Below are 16,378 nucleotides of genomic sequence, written 5' to 3' on the forward strand. Positions count from 1 at the left end.
CTATAGCCTCGCCGACGCCCGGAATCTCGATAAGCCGGTCCTCGGCGATGAGCACATCGAGCGGGTCGGCAGGGCGGCCAGGGAATCTGCGGCCCGAGAGTAGGCTCTTGCGCGGTACGGATTGCCGCCGCGCAATGCCGTTCGCTGCGCATATTCTCGAAGGAGGCCTGCTACGGCGCGGGTGTCGAGGACTGGCACTCAATGAGCCTCCCGCCCAATGTTCTGCGATCCCGGTGGAGTGACATGACATCGAGCGGTCGCGGCGACGTCAGGCTCCCGATCGAGAGACCTCTCGAGCTTTTGCGCTGCGCGGAAGTCCTCGAGGTGCTGCATGTTCGGAGCGTAAGCGGCCTCTTTCTTGAGGAGGTTATAATTTCGTCCAGCCACAAGCTGCAGATGTTTCATCTTGCCCTGCGGCATCGAACGGGCCTTGCAAAGAGCTCGGACGGCGTAAGCGCGGAAGTAGTCAAAAGCGTCTGACATGATCTTGGTCAACGCTGGAGCGCGCTCATAGTTCGGTAAGGGCCTCATTTGCGGTCAAAGAGGGACAGCGGAGCGCCGCGTCCGCTCACTCTCGACGCGGCGCGGCGGTCCGAGCGGGGCTCCGGAACACATACCAGCTTCCGAAGTTTGAAGACTCGTTGAGTAAGGTAGGTAGCCCAAAGCAGAAGCTGACGAAGACCATCCGGAAACCGAAGGCCACCTGGGTCGAGCCCAAGTTCTTCGCAGACGTCGAGTACCGCGACATCACCTCCGAAGGCCTTCTGCGGGCAAGCTCGTTCAAGGGCTTGAGCAAAGGAACGCGCCGTTCATAGGGGCGTTTGCCTTTCGTGCATCTGGAGTACCGGTCATGGATCCGGACAAGCGAGTGCTGAAGGCGGTGCAAGAGGCTCAGGGCATTCTGGCCCGTCATGTCGAGCCTGGCCCGAGCCAAACCATCAACCAGCTGCTCGATGTGCTCGACAACGAAGCCGTTGTGCAGGCGATCGAGGAGTCGACAATGGAAAAGCCCACGCCAGAACATTGAACTGAAGAGGCTCAGCGCGATAGCGCGCGTGCCCGATGAATCGGAGATCGTGACATCGAAGGAGGAGGCGGAGGTCCGGATCCGCGACCTGAAGGACAAGGCGAGGATGGAATGATGCCGGACAAGCCGATCAATGGCGTCGAGCCCGAACGCTCCGAAGACGATATCCAGCGTGAGCAGCTCGGTCCCCGCGGGGTCCCCGGCCGGTAAAGTCCGGCGAAGATGACGCCCCAGCGGGAGAAGAAGACGCCGAAGGATGTCGACCCCGGACACCCCGCATGAATTCCATGGACACATTCGATCCGGATTGTGCTTGCCAAGTACATGATGGGTTCAACGACCAGATGATCGAATGGAGACCTCAATGGGCCGCGATGTACCGCGAAGACGGCACCACGTTGGATGAAGGGGTCGTATCCTGGGACGGGCTGCTGCTGGACGGGTGGGCTGCCATCGTGCACAGGAATCCCTGCGGCCATTGAGCGAGCTACCGACGACTGGATACGTCTTTCGCTGCGTCCGAAGTGTCTGCGACAAGGAACCCGCGAATCCTTGCGGCGTTGCACCTGCTCATTCGCCAGAGGAGGAGCCAGTGGCTGCTGCGAAGAAGACAAAGACTGCCCGTGGACGCAAACAGGATCGGGCCCGGGTGGCCAAGGGGCAGGATTACGAAGTCCGCTACGAAGCGAAGAAGACGGGCCGCTCGGCATCGGCCGTGAAGAAGGCCGTCAAGAAGGTCGGCAATTCCCGCAAGCGCGTCGAGAAACGCCTCGGTCGCTGAAATGGAAAGGCGGCTGGCGTTGAGGCTCGCCGCCAGCCCTTCTAGTCTGGGGAGCATTCTGGGCAGGTGTCGCCGATCGAGTTCAGCACGTCGTGAACCTCGGCCGCCGCAGCATCAGGGGAGACGCCTGCTGGCGGTTCTCGGCGGGCGCTATCAAAGGCCCGCTACCGTGCATGAGGATCGGCGCGATCTTGCATCCAGCCGTGTTCTTCGCACTCGCGGATGGCGCCGGCTTCCTAGAGCACGTGAATTGCCCATCCTCGCAGCGTCCGTATCGCTGGCCTTCGTTCACGCGTCGTCAGCATTGAAATAGCTCCGGATACGACGAATCGTTATGTGCGTCATTTGTTCCCGTTAGCACAGGGTTGGATCGACGAGAGAGCAAGGTTGGCACGCTACGCGACCGCGAATTGCCGGCTTATTGTATGGGCGCGTGCGGATTCGCCGCACCGGGCTCTCGTGGACCGAGCCGCTTTGCGTCTCGGCCATCCGGCTTCGATCCCTCGCGCAGAGACGGCGGAGCTCCTCGCCGGGGGCACTCGGGAAAGGGGCTCGCCTTCGGCGATCGCTATCACTGCCCCGTTCCCGGGTGCCGCTGTTAACCGGTCTCGTCGCTGCACTCGGACCCGCGTGCCCCTTCGGGTCGCTATGCTCACGCTCTCCGGGTGCCATTTCAGTGGGGCGATGCGCCAGTGGCGCACGCCTGGTCGGGGCCTGCGGCGCTAAGCAGTATGACCCTATCCCATGAAGAAATGAGACGGACGGGCGGGGCGCCTCGCAGATTCCTTGTCCTCACGTTGTTCGTGCGGCGAGGGCCAACAGCCTCGTTAGTCACACGGCGAAGTTTACGCGCGGACAGAGCCCGAGAGTAAGAGTGCCGGCTGGGTTTTGCCGTGACGGGTTACAGGCTGCGAGAGAGGCTCGCAGCGCCCGTCGCGGAGGCCCGCGATGTCCAGACATTTTTCTCGAGCGCATACCGGTGAGAACCGGACGAACCTTTATGACGAAATCACCAACAAGATCATCGGCGAACTTGACGCGGGCCGAGTGCCATGGGTGCAGCCTTGGGTCACCACCGCGAAGGCATCATTGGCCATGCCGAAAAGCGCCGCGACCGGCCGCCAATATAGCGGCATCAACATTCTAATCCTCTGGGGAGCTGCCACTGAGCGCGCATTCACCGGTCAGAGCTGGCTTACATTCCGCCAGGCGCTGTCGCTCGGTGGTCACGTTCGCAAGGGCGAGCGCGGCACGACCGTCGTCTATGCCGACCGCTTCGTGCCGCTCGACGAAAAGCGGCGCGCGAGCGAAATGGGCGACGAAGCGCAGGCCATTCCGTTCCTCAAGCGCTTCGCGGTCTTTAATACCGATCAATGCGACGATCTGCCCTCGGAGATCGCGACGACGGCGCTGCCTCCGCCGCCAGGCCTGGTCGAGCCGCGTGTCGAAAAGCTCATCAAGGCGAGTGGGATCGATTTTCGCATTGGCGGCAACCGCGCATTCTATGCGCCGGCAGAAGACTATGTACAGGTGCCTCCACCACAAGCCTACTTTGAGCCAATCAACTGGCATCGAACCGCCTTGCATGAGCTGGCGCATGCCAGCGGCCATCAGTCACGTCTCAACCGCGACTTGTCAGGCGGCTACGGCACCAAGAAGTACGCGTTTGAGGAGCTCATCGCCGAGATGGCGTCCGCGTTCAGTTGCGCTTCGCTCGGTATTGCGCCGACGGTCCGGCACGCCGACTACATCGGCTCCTGGCTCGACGTGCTGCGCGAGGACAATCGTGCGATTGTGCGCGCCGCCTCGCAGGCCAGCAAGGTTGCGGATTATATTCTTGGATTCTTGCCGGAAGGGGTTGTCGACATGGCGGTGGAGAGAGCGGATCAGGAAGCGACCTGAGGTTCTGCTCGGTCACGGCGGGCTCGAGAGTGAGAGGGCCGGGTCGTTTTTCGCGACGGGTTGGAGGCCGGGAGAGAGGCTCCTGGCCGCCCGTCGTGGAGAATCGACATGACGAAGGCTGTCCAAAAGATCACGCTGTCGCCCTCACGCGACATTCCCTTCAACAAGCTGGTGCTCAGCCAGTCCAACGTCCGGCGCGTGAAAGCGGGCGTTTCGATCGAGCAACTAGCCGAAAGCATCGCGCAGCGTACGCTCCTGCAAAGTCTCAACGTGCGGGCGGTTGTAGACGCGGAAGGTAATGAGACCGGCATGTTCGAGGTGCCGGCGGGTGGCCGGCGTTATCGCGCGCTAGAACTTCTTGTCAAGCAGAAGCGCATGGCGAAGACGCAGGCGGTTCCGTGTGTCGTGCGCGAGGGCGGCATCGCAGAAGACGACTCGCTTGCGGAGAACGATGAGCGGGTAGGGCTTCATCCGCTTGATCAGTTCCGGGCTTTCCAGATCTTGAGTGGCGCCGGCATGTCCGAGGAGGATATCGCGGCTCGGCACTTCGTGTCACCGGCCGTCGTGAAGCAGCGACTGCGGCTGGCGTCCGTGTCGCCAAAGCTGCACGACGTCTATGCCGAAGACGGCATGACGCTTGAGCAGCTCATGGCCTTCTCGGTCACGGCGGATCAGACGCGTCAGGAACAGGTCTGGGAGAATGTCAGCCGCTCGGGCTACGATGAACCCTATCAAATCCGGCGGATGCTGACCGAAAATACTGTGCGGGCGTCAGATCGCCGCGTTCAGTTCATTGGGCTCGAAATCTACCAGCAGGCAGGCGGCGGCGTTTTGCGCGACCTGTTCGAGCACGATGACGGCGGCTGGCTTCAAGACGTCGCTCTGCTCGACCGTCTTGTTACGGAGAAGCTCAAAGCCGAGGCGGAAGCAATTGGTGCGGAGGGATGGAAATGGATCTCAGCGGCCGTTGACTTCCCCTACGGCCACACGACACGCCTGCGCGAGCTGGAAGGCCGACCTGTCGATCTCACCTCCGAGGAGCAAGCCACCATCGACGCTCTCAACGCCGAGCAAGCGAAGCTCGAATCCGAATATCAGGATGCGGATGAGCTGCCCGAAGAAGTCGACCAGCGTCTCGGTGCGATCGAGGCGGCGCTGCTGGCGCTCGAAGACCGGCCGAAAACTTACGATCCGGCCGAGATTGCTCGGGCCGGCGTTTTCGTCAGCATCGATTCCGAAGGACGCCTGTCCGTCGATCGGGGCTATGTTCGGCCTGAGGATGAGGTGCCTGCGGCCGATGTCGATATCGAGCAGGGCACCGATGCGTCGTCGACTGAAGGGCAGGAGGCTGGAGCTTCCACAACGCGCACGGCGATATCGGTCGCCGGCGCATCGACCGAAGCCGAGGAGGATGATGAAGATCCGGCAAGGCCGTTGCCTGATAGGCTCATCATCGAGCTGACGGCGCATCGTACGCTGGCATTGCGGGATGCGCTGGCCGAAAATCCTGCGATCGCATTCCAGGCGGTGCTGCACAACTTCGTGCTGACGGCCTTTTACCGGTTTGCCTCAATCGGGAGCTGCCTTGAGATTGGGCTGCGCACGCCAACCTTTCCCGCTCAAGCTCCGGGCTTAAGGGAAAGTGTCTCGGCTAAGGCTGTCGAGGCGCGGCATGAGGGCTGGAAGGCACGGTTGCCCAAGAGCGAGAACGATCTCTGGGATGCGCTGACGGCTCTCGATGGTGGTGCACAGGCATCGCTGTTCGCCCACTGCGCGTCCTTTGCGGTCAACGCCGTCTATGAGCCGGCCAACCGTTACCATCAGGGTCGCGTCACAGCCCACGGCGTCCGCACGCGTCTCGACCAGGCCAACGTGCTAGCGCGCGCTGCCGGACTTGACATGGTGCAGGCTGGCTGGAGACCGACCGTCGACAACTATCTCGGCCGAGTCACTAAGCCTCGCATTCTGGAGGCGGTGCGGGAAGCCAAGGGCGAGTCGTCGGCGCAACTGATCGACCATCTGAAGAAGGCCGACATGGCCAAGGAGGCCGAGCGTCTCCTGGATGGCTCGGGCTGGTTGCCGGAGCCGCTGCGTCTCGCCGATTCCAACCCGTCTTCGGCGGAGCCGGAAGGTGAAGCGGGCCCGCTGCCAGAATTCCTCGCTGGCGAGGAGGATCCGGAGAACGGGAGCGACGAGCATCCGCAACAGCTCGACGCGGCTGAGTGACAGCATAAGGGCTGGCTCCGGCTGTCCTGCAGTTGCTTGGGGGACCGGTGCCCAGCACCGGTCCCATTTTTATTGGGAAGGGCTGAGAGGAAGAGTGGGGCCGGAAGGGTTTGAATCGCCGTGGTCGTGAGAGCGCCGGGCGGTTCGACCCGTTCCTGCTCTCCGAAAGAAATCCCCATGACCGACTCTCTCGCTGGCGGCGCTGCCGCTGCGCCGCTCTCGATGCGTGCCGCTGCAACTATCACCTCCGCTGCGGTCAGGGCTGCGCGACAGCTCTTGACCAATCTCGAACGCGGCCGGCGCATCGATGCCGCCGTCCTGCGTGGCGCCATGGAGGCTGCCTTCGGCGCCTCGGACGCGGCCGGTGCCTGGAATTGGAAGACCGCCTATGACGCCTGTGAGGCGGCAACCATTCTATTCCTTCGCAAGTTCGGTCCGGCGATGCGGACCAAGGCAGGTTCGACAGCCGCGATGCTGCCGATGCTCGCGAGAGCCGCCAGTCTCCTGCCGACTCACACGCGGCGTTCCGAGGACAGCCAGCTGCTTCAACAATTCTCGACGCCTATCCCACTGGGGCTGGCCGCATGTACCGCGGCCTGCATTACGCCTTCCGACCGGGTTTTAGAGCCGTCCGCGGGGACCGGTTTGCTCGCCATCTTTGCCGAGCTCGCCGGCGGCGCTCTCGTGCTGAACGAATTGGCCGAGTCCCGCGCGTCGCTGCTCGATCACCTGTTCGCCGGTGTTGAGGTCACCCGGTTCGACGCCGCCCAGATCGATGATCACCTCAATGCGGGTGTCGCCCCGAGCGTTGTCCTGATGAACCCGCCGTTCTCGGCGCTGGCGAATGTCGATCGACGAATGGCGGACGCGGCGCTCCGGCACATCGCTTCGGCCTTGGCCCGCCTTTGCGACGGTGGGCGTCTGGTCGCCATCACCGGTGCAAGCTCCGGGCCGGACAATCCGGCATGGCGAAATGCCTTCGTACGCCTTCAGGAACGAGGACGAGTGGTGTTCTCTGCCGCCGTGGACGGAGCCGTCTACGCGAAACACGGGACACAAATCGACACAAGACTGCTCGTGATCGACAAGCAGCCTGCTGCGGATCCGACGGTCTTTCCAGCCTGGCTGGGCATGGCGGGCGATGTCGCGACGTTGCTCGAGTGGGTGAGCGGACATGTGCCCCCGCGGTTGCCCGTTGCTGCTCCCGTCGTGGTCGACGTCCTCAGGCGCCCTGCGACGTTGCGGCCGGTTGCAGCCCTCGCATCCCGTCCATCATGCACTTCGGGAGATGTCGCACCCCAAGGCGTCGAGCTAACTTACGAGATGGTCGAGTGGACGCCTCAGGAAGGCGCCAGGCTTACCGATGCGCTCTATGAGGAATACGGATTGCAGTCGATCCGTATTCCGGGCGCGCACGCGCATCCCACAAAACTCGTGCAGTCCGCTGCGATGGCATCGGTCGCGCCGCCGAAACCGTCGTACCGTCCACATCTGCCGGCCAATGTCGTGGCGGATAATATCCTGTCCGACGCCCAGCTTGAGAGCGTCGTCTATGCCGGCGAGGCGCATTCCGAATTCCTCGCGGGCTCCTGGACAGTCGATGCAACCTTTGACGTTGTCGCGGCCGCGCGCGACGACGCAGAGAATGCCGTCCGCTTTCGCCGGGGCTGGTTCTTGGGCGACGGCACCGGCGCGGGCAAGGGGCGACAGGTCGCCGGAATCCTGCTCGACAACTGGCTCAAGGGCCGCCGCCGCGCGGTCTGGATCAGCAAGTCCGACAAGCTGATCGAGGACGCACAGCGCGACTGGGCAGCGCTCGGCATGGAGCGGCTGCTTGTGACGCCGCTGTCGCGTTTTCGCCAGGGCACGCCGATCCGGCTTTCGGAAGGCGTCCTATTTACCACCTACGCCACGCTGCGGACCGACGAGCGTGGCGAAAAGCTTTCGCGCGTTCGGCAGATCGTCGAATGGTTGGGCTCCGACTTCGACGGAGTAATCGTCTTCGACGAGAGCCACGCGATGCAGAACGCGGCAGGCCAGAAGGGCGAGCGCGGCGACCAGGCAGCCTCTCAGCAGGGGCGTGCCGGCCTGAGGCTCCAGCATGCCTTGCCGAATGCCCGCGTCGTCTATGTGTCGGCCACCGGTGCCACCACCGTGCACAATCTCGCATATGCTCAGCGGTTGGCATTGTGGGGCGGTACCGACTTTCCGTTCGCCACCCGCGCCGAGTTCGTCGAGGCGATCGAGGAGGGCGGCGTCGCGGCGATGGAGGTGCTGGCGCGGGACCTCAAGGCGCTCGGTCTCTACGCAGCCCGCTCGCTCTCTTATGAAGGCGTCGAGTACGAGCTCGTCGAGCACCAGCTCACGCCAGAGCAGGTGCGCATCTACGACGCCTATGCCGGCGCGTTCAGCGTCATCCATAACAATCTCGATGCGGCAATGCGGGCCGCGAACATCACCGGCGAGACCGGCACGCTGAACGGTCAGGCCAAATCGGCCGCGCGATCCGCGTTCGAGAGCGCCAAGCAGCGCTTCTTTGGTCACCTCCTGACCTCGATGAAGACGCCCTCGCTGATCCGATCGATAGAACGCGATCTTGACGTGGGCCATGCCGCCGTCATCCAGATCGTCTCGACCGGCGAGGCGTTGATGGAGCGCCGGCTCGCCGAGATTCCGACCGAAGAGTGGGGCGACGTCCAGGTCGATATCACCCCGCGCGAGTATGTTCTCGACTATCTCGCCCATTCCTTCCCGGTCCAGCTCTACGAGCCGTTCACCGACCAGGAGGGCAACCTCTGCTCCCGGCCTGTCTATCGTGACGGTCAGCCGGTCGAGAGCCGGGAAGCTGTCGCTCGCCGCGAGCGTTTGATCGAGAAGCTCGCCTCCTTGCCGCCGGTCCCGGGTGCGCTGGACCAGGTGATCCAGCGCTTCGGCACCGACATGGTCGCCGAAGTCACCGGCCGCTCACGCCGCATCGTTCGCAAGGGCGAGCGGCTGGTCGTCGAAAGCCGGGCCGCTTCGGCCAACCTCGCCGAGACGTCGGCCTTCATGGACGACGTCAAGCGGATCCTCGTGTTCTCCGACGCGGGCGGTACGGGCAGGAGCTACCACGCCGAACTGTCGGCGCGGAATCGCCGCTTGAGGGTCCACTATTTGCTCGAGCCCGGCTGGAAGGCGGACGCCGCGATTCAGGGCCTGGGCCGCACCAACCGGACCAACCAGGCGCAGCCGCCGCTGTTTCGGCCTATCGCGACCGACGTGAAGGCCGAAAAGCGCTTCTTGAGCACCATCGCCCGCCGGCTCGATACGCTGGGCGCCATCACGCGCGGCCAACGCCAGACCGGAGGGCAGGGCCTGTTCCGGCCCGAGGACAATCTCGAAAGCCAGTATGGCCGCGATGCGTTGCGCCAACTCTACACGCTGCTGGCGCGCGGCAAGGTCGAGGGATGCTCGCTCGAGAGGTTCGAGGATGCAACCGGTCTGAAGCTGACCGATACCAACGGGCTCAGGGATGAGCTGCCGCCGATCACGACGTTCCTGAACCGGTTGCTGGCGCTCACGATCGAGCTTCAGAACATCCTGTTCACCGTGTTCGAGCAGCTGTTGACCGCCCGGATCGAGGGTGCGGTTGCATCCGGCACCTACGACGTCGGGCTGGGAACGCTCCGCGCCGAGAGTTTCGTCGTCACCGACCGGAGCACGATCTATACCCATCCCGGCACCGGCGCCGAAACCCGCCTGCTCACGATCACCCAGCGCCAGCGCAATTATCCGGTGAGCCTGGATGATGCTCTTGCTCGTCGTTCCGACCATCGTGCCATCCTGTTGATCAATGAGCGCTCGGGACGGGCCGCCGTCCAGCTTTCGGCTCCGAGCTTCATGCTTGATGACGGCGAGATCGCGCGGCGCGTCCGCCTGATTCGGCCGATGGAGCAGCATAGCTTTCCCTTGAAGATGATGGCGGAAAGCCATTGGGTCGAGACCGACCGTGATCGCTTTGCCGCAGCCTGGCTGGCGGAGCTCGCCGAGGTCCCCGAGTTCACGGAAACCACGATTCACGTCGTGGCCGGCTTGCTGCTGCCGATCTGGAAGCGCCTGCCGAACGAATCGACGCGGGTCTATCGGCTCCAGACCGATGCGGGCGAACGCGTCATCGGCCGCAAGGTCTCCGCGACCTGGGTCGCGAACGTCCTTGCGGCTGACGCGCCGGCGCTGACTCCGGTCGCGGCCTTCGCAGCGGTGATGGAGGGGCGGACCGTCCTCGAGCTTGCGGAGGGGCTCCAGCTTCGCCGTGCCCGGGTGATGGGCGCATATCGCATCGAAATGTCTGGGTTCAACGACACGATGCGCGACCGCTTGCGGGCCTACGGCCTGTTCGGAGAGATCATCTCCTGGAAGCTACGCATGTTCGTGCCCACCGACGCGAGCGGCGTCGAGATCCTGGCGAAGGTGCTCGAGCAGTATCCGGTCGCGCGCGTCAGTGAGCGGGAGGCTGCCTGATGCCGCGCGATGCCTCCGACCTGGCACATCGCCTCGCGCGCGATGCCGAAGCGGTGTGTCGACACTATCTCTCCAATGGCAGACGGGCCGGGCGGTACTGGCTGGTCGGCGACGTCCACAACACGCCCGGCCGCTCGATGTTCGTGCGGCTCCAGGAATCGCCGAAGGGGCCTGCCGGCAAATGGACGGACGCTGCGACCGGCGAGCATGGCGACCTCCTCGACATCATCCGCGAAAGCCTGGGATTGCGTGACTTCCGCGAGGTCGCCGAGGAGGCAAGACGCTTCTTGAAATTGCCTCGCGCTGAACCGGAGATCATCTCAAGGCCTGTCGGTCCGGCAGCACCGGCCCGATCGCAACAGGCCGCCCGTCGGCTCTTTGCGATATCCAGCCCGATCGAGGGAACAGTGGTCGAGACATATTTGCAGGGGCGCGGAATAGCCCATGTGCACCATGGTGGCAGCTTGCGGTTCCATCCACGCTGCTACTATCGGCCGGACGAGCACCTGCCGACCGAGACCTGGCCGGCGATGATCGCTTCTGTCACTGACCTCGATGGCAGGATCACCGGCATACACCGTACCTGGCTCGACCCGGACGGCTTTGATCGCGTTCGGCTGGGCAAGGCTCCGATCGATACGCCGCGACGCGCGATGGGCGACCTTCTCGGCAATGCCGTTCGCTTCGGCGTGGTGGACGACGTCCTCGCCGCCGGCGAGGGCATCGAGACCATGCTGTCGCTGCGCTACGTGCTGCCGACGATGCCGATGGCCGCTGCCCTTTCCGCCAATCACCTCTCGGCCATGTTGCTGCCGTCTGGCTTGCGGCGGCTCTATATCGCTCGCGATGCCGATGCCGCCGGTGATACGGGGCTCGCCGTTCTGACCGAGCGCGCAGCAGACGCCGGCATTGAAGCGATCGCGTTGTCACCACGGCTGGGCGATTTCAACGAAGATCTGCACGTCTTCGGCCTCGATGCCCTCCGAGCCGCCTTGCTGATTCAGCTGGTGCCTGAAGATGTCGTCCGCTTTCTGCATTCGTCGACGGTGCCCGCGGAATAGGTCACGACGGTTCGATCGACCGTGGCAGGTCGGTGATGGGCGAGGCCAATACCGGAAGAGGACGCGACCTCGGCCTTCTAGAGGGCGATCGGACGGCAAGCGGCCCGGGCCGGCAATGGCTGCGTCCGGCTATTTTCCGCCGCGCGCCGGCGCTGGGAACACATCGCTCATCTGAACGGCGCGCTTTGCATCGCGAGGCAAAATAGCCGGCCTCCGCCATCCTCCGCTGCCGCTTCGGCCCTTCGGGTTCTGGCCCGTTCCGCCCGCCGTCTGAGTGATCGCCACGAAGGCCGCGAAGGGCGCGGCCAAACCCGGCACAGGACCTCTTCCCATGACCGACCATGACGACATCGAACCGCCGCATGCCTCTTCTCCGGCCGATCACGTCCTCACCGAGCTACAGCTCTTCGGGTATCGTCCCTTCGACGACCAGCCTGATCCGAGACCGCTTCCCGAAGGCAAGATGATCTCCGGTGCCGTGGCCGATATCTTCGACGCCCTGGTTGCGACCCTGAACGACACGCGGCTCGAGCCGGACCTTGACGATCTGCTCTGGTCGACCGTCAACTTGTTCCATCGTGCCGTCGATCGCATCGAACGCCAGCTCGACGGCAACGAGCAGGCGCAGCACAAGAGCCAGCGCGAGCAGAACGGCTCCGAAGTACGATCGGTCGAACTCGAACGCCTCACGGCTGAAGGCATCACGCTGATCGAGCGACGCAACTGCCTGGAGCTCTTCCGCGACCAAGCCATCGAGCGATTTGAGGTCCACACCGGCTCGTCCTGGCGCCCGCGGTCGGGATCATTGGTTAACCACCGCACGCTCACCGCTGCAATGATCGACTCCCGCGACTTCATCGCAGCAAAACGCCGCGCCGAGACCGAGGTCCTGGTGCCATCAGGGCCGAAGATCGCACTCACCGGCGGGCTCGACTTCAACGACCACCACCTCATTTGGGATCGCCTCGACAAGGTTCACGCCAAGCATCCCGACATGGTCCTGCTTCATGGCGGCTCGCCGAAAGGCGCCGAACTCATCGCCTCCAAATGGGCGACCAATCGCAAGGTGCCGCAGATCGCCTTCAAGCCCGACTGGACCAAGCACGCCAAGGCGGCACCCTTCAAGCGCAACGACGCCATGCTCGAGCTTCTGCCGATCGGCGTCATGCACTTCCCGGGCACGGGAATTCAGGACAACCTCGCCGACAAGGCGAAGCGGCTCGGCATCCCGGTCTGGAAGTTCGGCGGCGCGTGAGCGTCGTCTTGCTCGTCTCCAAGACAAGGTGGAGTTGCACGCCGCAACTCCGCCTCGTTTCGATATTAGGTCCGAAGCCGCGCCGCGGTGGTGGTGGAAGGCGCGACTGGTACATCTATGCACATGGAGCCACCACCATGCTCGCCCTTGGGCTTGTTCTCAACACACTCGGCATTGGCTTGTTCTGCTGGGCGACCTTTGCGCTCGCTGTGTATGCCCTGCCGTTTTTCGTCGCACTTAGTATCGGGATGTTGGCATTTCATGGCGGCGCCGGCGTGGTCGGCGCGCTGGTTCTCGGATTGGCCTCCGGCGCCCTGACGCTTGCTGTTGGTCAGGCCGCCATCGCGGTCAGTCGGGTCCGGACCTTTCGCCTCGCGATCGCAGCCGCATTCGCCGTCCCTGCGGCTATCGCTGGCTATCATGTGATGTTCGCCCTGTCGAAGATTGGGGTGCCTTTGCTGGCGTGGCGCGAGGCCTTCGCTTGCCTAGGTGCGGTTTGCATCGGCGGCACGGCATGGACTCGCTTGACCGTTTTCGCGGAGACCCGCCCGTTGGAGTCGGCCGGGGTGGCGGAGAACATGCCTCGACCAGTGCTCACAGCAGCCACGCATGAGCGATGACGCTTCGTTGCCATCATCGGTCGAGCAAGGTCGCTCAGGGCGCCACGTTGAACGAGGGATCATCGAGCTTGAGCGAGAGGTAATCCCGCTTTTCCTCGTAGCGCTTTGACCAAGCCCCCCAATCTCCGCCTGGTCCACATTGCTGCGGTGGAGCGGCGCGCTGCGCTCGATCATTCCTTCCTGGACGATACCGCCCTTTGCGGCAGATTGTTTCTCTTTCTGCGCCGAACCGTACCAACCTCTTGTGCAGCTCGACCGAGATTCGCCAAGTCTTCTCCTTAAGATTGCGGTTCAGCACGCGGACGCACGTGGCCTCTTTGATGGCTTGATCTGGCCGAAGACCGGCTGCGCCTCGATCGCCTGAGCCGCAACGCCGTTGATGCGACTTTCTTCCCCTGGGCTTCGCCCATTCCTCGCGAGACAAGAAAGTCGCAACAACGGCGTCCTCCGCTGCGCTCCGGCCCGCGAGCGGGTGCGTCGCCGATCGTCCTCGGCCTCTAGATCGCCATCGAGGCCGCGGTGGTCGCGGACTCGAAACACAACAGGAGAAGTGACATGGCTAACATCGGTTCTTTCAAGAAGGTCGGCAATGAGTTCCAGGGCGAGATCGTCACCCTGAGCCTGCAGGCCAAGGGCGTCCGTATCGTCGCCGAGGCCAACCGATCCAACGACAACGCTCCCAGCCACCGGATCTACGTGCGCCGCGCCGAGATAGGCGCAGCGTGGTCGAAGCGCTCCGAAGAGGGCCGCGATTACCTCTCGCTCAAGCTCGATGATCCCTCGTTCAACGCGCCGATCTATGCGAACCTGTTCGAGGACGAGGGCGGCGAGGGCTACACGCTCCTCTGGTCGCGGCCGCGCAAGAGCGGCGAGTAGATGCTCCGCCAAGCCCCGTCCGGTCCGCCGGGCGGGGCTTCTCATCCTACTGCGCGTAACCAGCGCGACTCCGTCACCATGGCATGCTATCAATCGGTGACGGGCTGGTAGTCCGGTTACCGCCACACAGCGGCACAAGGACTGGCACCCTGCGAGGTCGCAGATGGGCCAACAGGAGACATTCCGACAGAAACAACCAGTCGCGCTACGTGTTGGCGGTTCCTAAGAGCCGGTCATAGTGACGCTTTATCGTCTCGTAGCACTCGCAGGCGCCCTCTTGCAGGGCTTCTACGTCAAGGATCTGGATTTTGCCCCGGCGGTATGTGATTAGATTAGCAGCTTGCAGCGTGTGTGCGGCGAGCGTCACGCTGGTTCGCTTTACGCCCAGCATCTCTGCCAAATATTCCTGCGTAAAATTCAGCGTCTCGCCGCCCGACAGGTCTCTTGCCCGCAACAGCCAACGGCAAAGCCGCGCGTGAATATGATGTGTCGCAAAGCAAGCCGCTGATTGTTGTGCCTGCGAATACACGGTCTGCTCATGACGGATGAGCACGGACAGCAGCGATGGACTTTCCATTGCAGCCGCCCTCAATCCGGCAATGCTACAAACGACGATGTCGCCCGGCAGCTGAATAATGCCGCGGCTGAGAGAAATGCGTCCATCGAGCGCTGCCGAAGCTCCGACGACGCCGTCCGAGCCAACCATGGCCGCCTCGACCATCTCTCCGGACTCGAGTGTCACGACTAAAGAGACCACCGCGCCGCTGGGAAAGTAGACATGCTTTATTTCCTGTTCGGCTTCAAACAGAACGGCGTGCTGTTTGAATGGCGACATCTTGAGAAAGGGCTCAAGTCGCTGAAAGTCATCGGGGCTGAGCTGAGCGAGCAAGCGGTTCTTCATTACGCGCTCCCTTGTGAAAGGCGGGAGCTTGAAGAACTCTCAGGTATCGGTGCCTAGGATCGTGTCCGATAATGCGACGATACTAGGCGCTTTAGAGATTATAGATAGCTTTAGTTCTGCTACGTCAGTTTTTGACATAAAGGAGATCAGCCCAACAGCGGGAATACAGGCTGCTGCAGTGCGAGAAGCTCCTAGCGAACCCTATTTCTCTGTTGCCCGGACAAGTTTTCCAGCGCCTTGGGCGGCTGTAATCCGGGAGAGCTAAGCCACTTATTGATATTCGAGGCCGTTTCAGCCTGTCGGGCCCGCCGCAAAAGAAGCTCCTTCGCTAGGCTTCCGGGAGGCTGCCTTTCCGCGGCTTCTCGAAACTTGATTGCCTCGTTCGCCAACCGCTCTTCAAAGGTCGCCGTGTGTTTAACGCGATTGCGCTTCTTTAGCATGGATGATTCCTCTCACGCCCACCCATGAATACTGAAAGCGAACTCCCCAATCGCGTCTGTCCCATACCCGACAAAACAGACTGGCCAAGCCACGAGAGCCAAGCCCGCTCCTAACACCTTCGACAACAAGCGAGCCAGAGGCGTCAATGTCGCCTTGGGGTCAAAGGCGGGCCTTGATAGCTGCAAGACCTCGGTCGGCTTGCCACCTGGAAATGGCCGTCGCGCGCAATCATGCATGTTTGCTCTGTCGAAGATCGGGGTGCCTTCGCTGGCTTGGATAAGATCCATCAAGCCCGCCCGAGCCGGGTGGGGCTTTCTAAAAGTCTGGTTCGGACCTTGCAACGGGTACCGAGCCGCGCAGCCCTTTGCTCAGCCTGACGGTCATTTCGGCCGCAACACCGCATTCGTCGTCGCCGGGATTGCTCGACGAGCCTTCCCGCAGCGTCATAGTCCGCGATTTGCAGCTCAATCACCTCCGCTTGCCGGGTTTTGGCCGCTCCTCTCGTGCCTCTTCATCTGGGAGGACGAGATCGACATGACTGACGCCCAACGTGCTAGCGAGTTCAAATAGAGTTACGACGGTTGGATTGCGGCGGCCACGCTCTAGATCACTGATATATTGTTGTGTGAAGCCGGACGCTTCGGCGAATTTCTCCTGCGTGAAGCGCTTCTGCTTCCGCAGTCTTGCGAAATTTCGGCCGACTAACTTGCGCATGTCCATCGGCGCAAGTTGCGTCTTTACATACTATGAGGTTTATCTCCTATAGTATGTATTTCCGGCTGGGCGAC

General features: G+C 62.9%; 14 protein-coding genes and 2 pseudogenes. 11 read left to right on the plus strand and 5 right to left on the minus strand.

Translation table 11 applies throughout. The features are described 5' to 3' along the window. Positions 1-198: a helix-hairpin-helix domain-containing protein gene (locus P0R31_RS40985; protein WP_275512464.1), complete on the minus strand. Its 198-nt coding sequence runs from the start codon at positions 196-198 to the stop codon at positions 1-3. Positions 199-497: 299 nt separating this feature from the next. Between P0R31_RS40985 and P0R31_RS40835 the strand changes: the two genes are divergently transcribed. The 4 genes from P0R31_RS40835 to P0R31_RS00840 all read left to right on the plus strand — a co-directional run bounded on the left by P0R31_RS40835 (position 498) and on the right by P0R31_RS00840 (position 1,808). Next, entirely contained in the window at positions 498-815 is a 318-nt protein-coding gene (locus P0R31_RS40835) for a hypothetical protein (RefSeq protein WP_343299294.1), read from the plus strand. 35 nt (positions 816-850) lie between these two features. Continuing rightward, entirely contained in the window at positions 851-1,027 is a 177-nt protein-coding gene (locus tag P0R31_RS00830; RefSeq protein ID WP_275512465.1) for a hypothetical protein, read from the plus strand. Positions 1,028-1,305: 278 nt separating this feature from the next. Next, positions 1,306-1,509 carry a hypothetical protein gene (locus P0R31_RS00835; protein ID WP_275512466.1) on the plus strand — a complete coding sequence of 68 codons (204 nt, stop codon included), beginning with the start codon at positions 1,306-1,308 and terminating at the stop codon, positions 1,507-1,509. Positions 1,510-1,619: 110 nt separating this feature from the next. Next, positions 1,620-1,808 (plus strand): DUF3606 domain-containing protein, encoded by a 189-nt coding sequence (locus tag P0R31_RS00840; protein ID WP_050631509.1) that lies wholly within the window; start codon positions 1,620-1,622, stop codon positions 1,806-1,808. Positions 1,809-1,849: 41 nt separating this feature from the next. Here P0R31_RS00840 and P0R31_RS00845 read toward each other — a convergent pair. Further along, positions 1,850-2,113: pseudogene (locus P0R31_RS00845) on the minus strand (hypothetical protein). Positions 2,114-2,756: 643 nt separating this feature from the next. Here P0R31_RS00845 and P0R31_RS00850 point away from each other — a divergent pair. The 6 genes from P0R31_RS00850 (at position 2,757) to P0R31_RS00875 (ending at position 13,372) form a co-directional block, all read left to right on the plus strand. Beyond that, positions 2,757-3,710 carry an ArdC family protein gene (locus tag P0R31_RS00850; RefSeq protein WP_275512467.1) on the plus strand — a complete coding sequence of 318 codons (954 nt, stop codon included), beginning with the start codon at positions 2,757-2,759 and terminating at the stop codon, positions 3,708-3,710. A 108-nt stretch (positions 3,711-3,818) separates the two neighbouring features. After that, on the plus strand, positions 3,819-5,936 hold the full coding sequence (locus P0R31_RS00855; protein ID WP_275512468.1) for a ParB/RepB/Spo0J family partition protein: 2,118 nt from the start codon (positions 3,819-3,821) through the stop codon (positions 5,934-5,936). Between the two features lie 177 nt (positions 5,937-6,113). Further along, a complete protein-coding gene (locus P0R31_RS00860) occupies positions 6,114-10,436 on the plus strand; it encodes a strawberry notch family protein (protein WP_275512469.1) in 4,323 nt (1,440 codons plus the stop codon). Next, a complete protein-coding gene (locus P0R31_RS00865) occupies positions 10,436-11,497 on the plus strand; it encodes a DUF7146 domain-containing protein (protein WP_275512470.1) in 1,062 nt (353 codons plus the stop codon). Before P0R31_RS00860 ends, P0R31_RS00865 begins: the two co-directional genes overlap by 1 nt. 331 nt (positions 11,498-11,828) lie before the next feature. Further along, a complete protein-coding gene (locus tag P0R31_RS00870) occupies positions 11,829-12,752 on the plus strand; it encodes a DUF2493 domain-containing protein (RefSeq protein WP_157286359.1) in 924 nt (307 codons plus the stop codon). A gap of 137 nt (positions 12,753-12,889) precedes the next feature. After that, positions 12,890-13,372: a hypothetical protein gene (locus P0R31_RS00875; RefSeq protein ID WP_275512471.1), complete on the plus strand. Its 483-nt coding sequence runs from the start codon at positions 12,890-12,892 to the stop codon at positions 13,370-13,372. Between the two features lie 46 nt (positions 13,373-13,418). Here the strand turns inward: P0R31_RS00875 and P0R31_RS00880 are convergent. Beyond that, positions 13,419-13,534 (minus strand): annotated as a pseudogene (locus P0R31_RS00880) (DUF736 family protein); the annotation flags it as partial. Between the two features lie 393 nt (positions 13,535-13,927). Here P0R31_RS00880 and P0R31_RS00885 point away from each other — a divergent pair. Beyond that, a complete protein-coding gene (locus tag P0R31_RS00885) occupies positions 13,928-14,248 on the plus strand; it encodes a DUF736 domain-containing protein (RefSeq protein ID WP_157286357.1) in 321 nt (106 codons plus the stop codon). Between the two features lie 205 nt (positions 14,249-14,453). Here P0R31_RS00885 and P0R31_RS00890 read toward each other — a convergent pair whose 3' ends face one another. Together P0R31_RS00890 and P0R31_RS00900 are read right to left on the minus strand one after the other, a co-directional pair. After that, positions 14,454-15,149, minus strand: a complete 696-nt coding sequence (locus P0R31_RS00890) for a Crp/Fnr family transcriptional regulator (protein ID WP_157286356.1) — start codon at positions 15,147-15,149, stop codon at positions 14,454-14,456. Between the two features lie 909 nt (positions 15,150-16,058). Then, positions 16,059-16,310 (minus strand): helix-turn-helix domain-containing protein, encoded by a 252-nt coding sequence (locus P0R31_RS00900; protein WP_157286355.1) that lies wholly within the window; start codon positions 16,308-16,310, stop codon positions 16,059-16,061. Positions 16,311-16,378: the final 68 nt, after the last annotated feature.

It is taken from the genome of Bradyrhizobium yuanmingense (genome assembly GCF_029167105.1).
GTDB lineage: Bacteria > Pseudomonadota > Alphaproteobacteria > Rhizobiales > Xanthobacteraceae > Bradyrhizobium > Bradyrhizobium yuanmingense_A.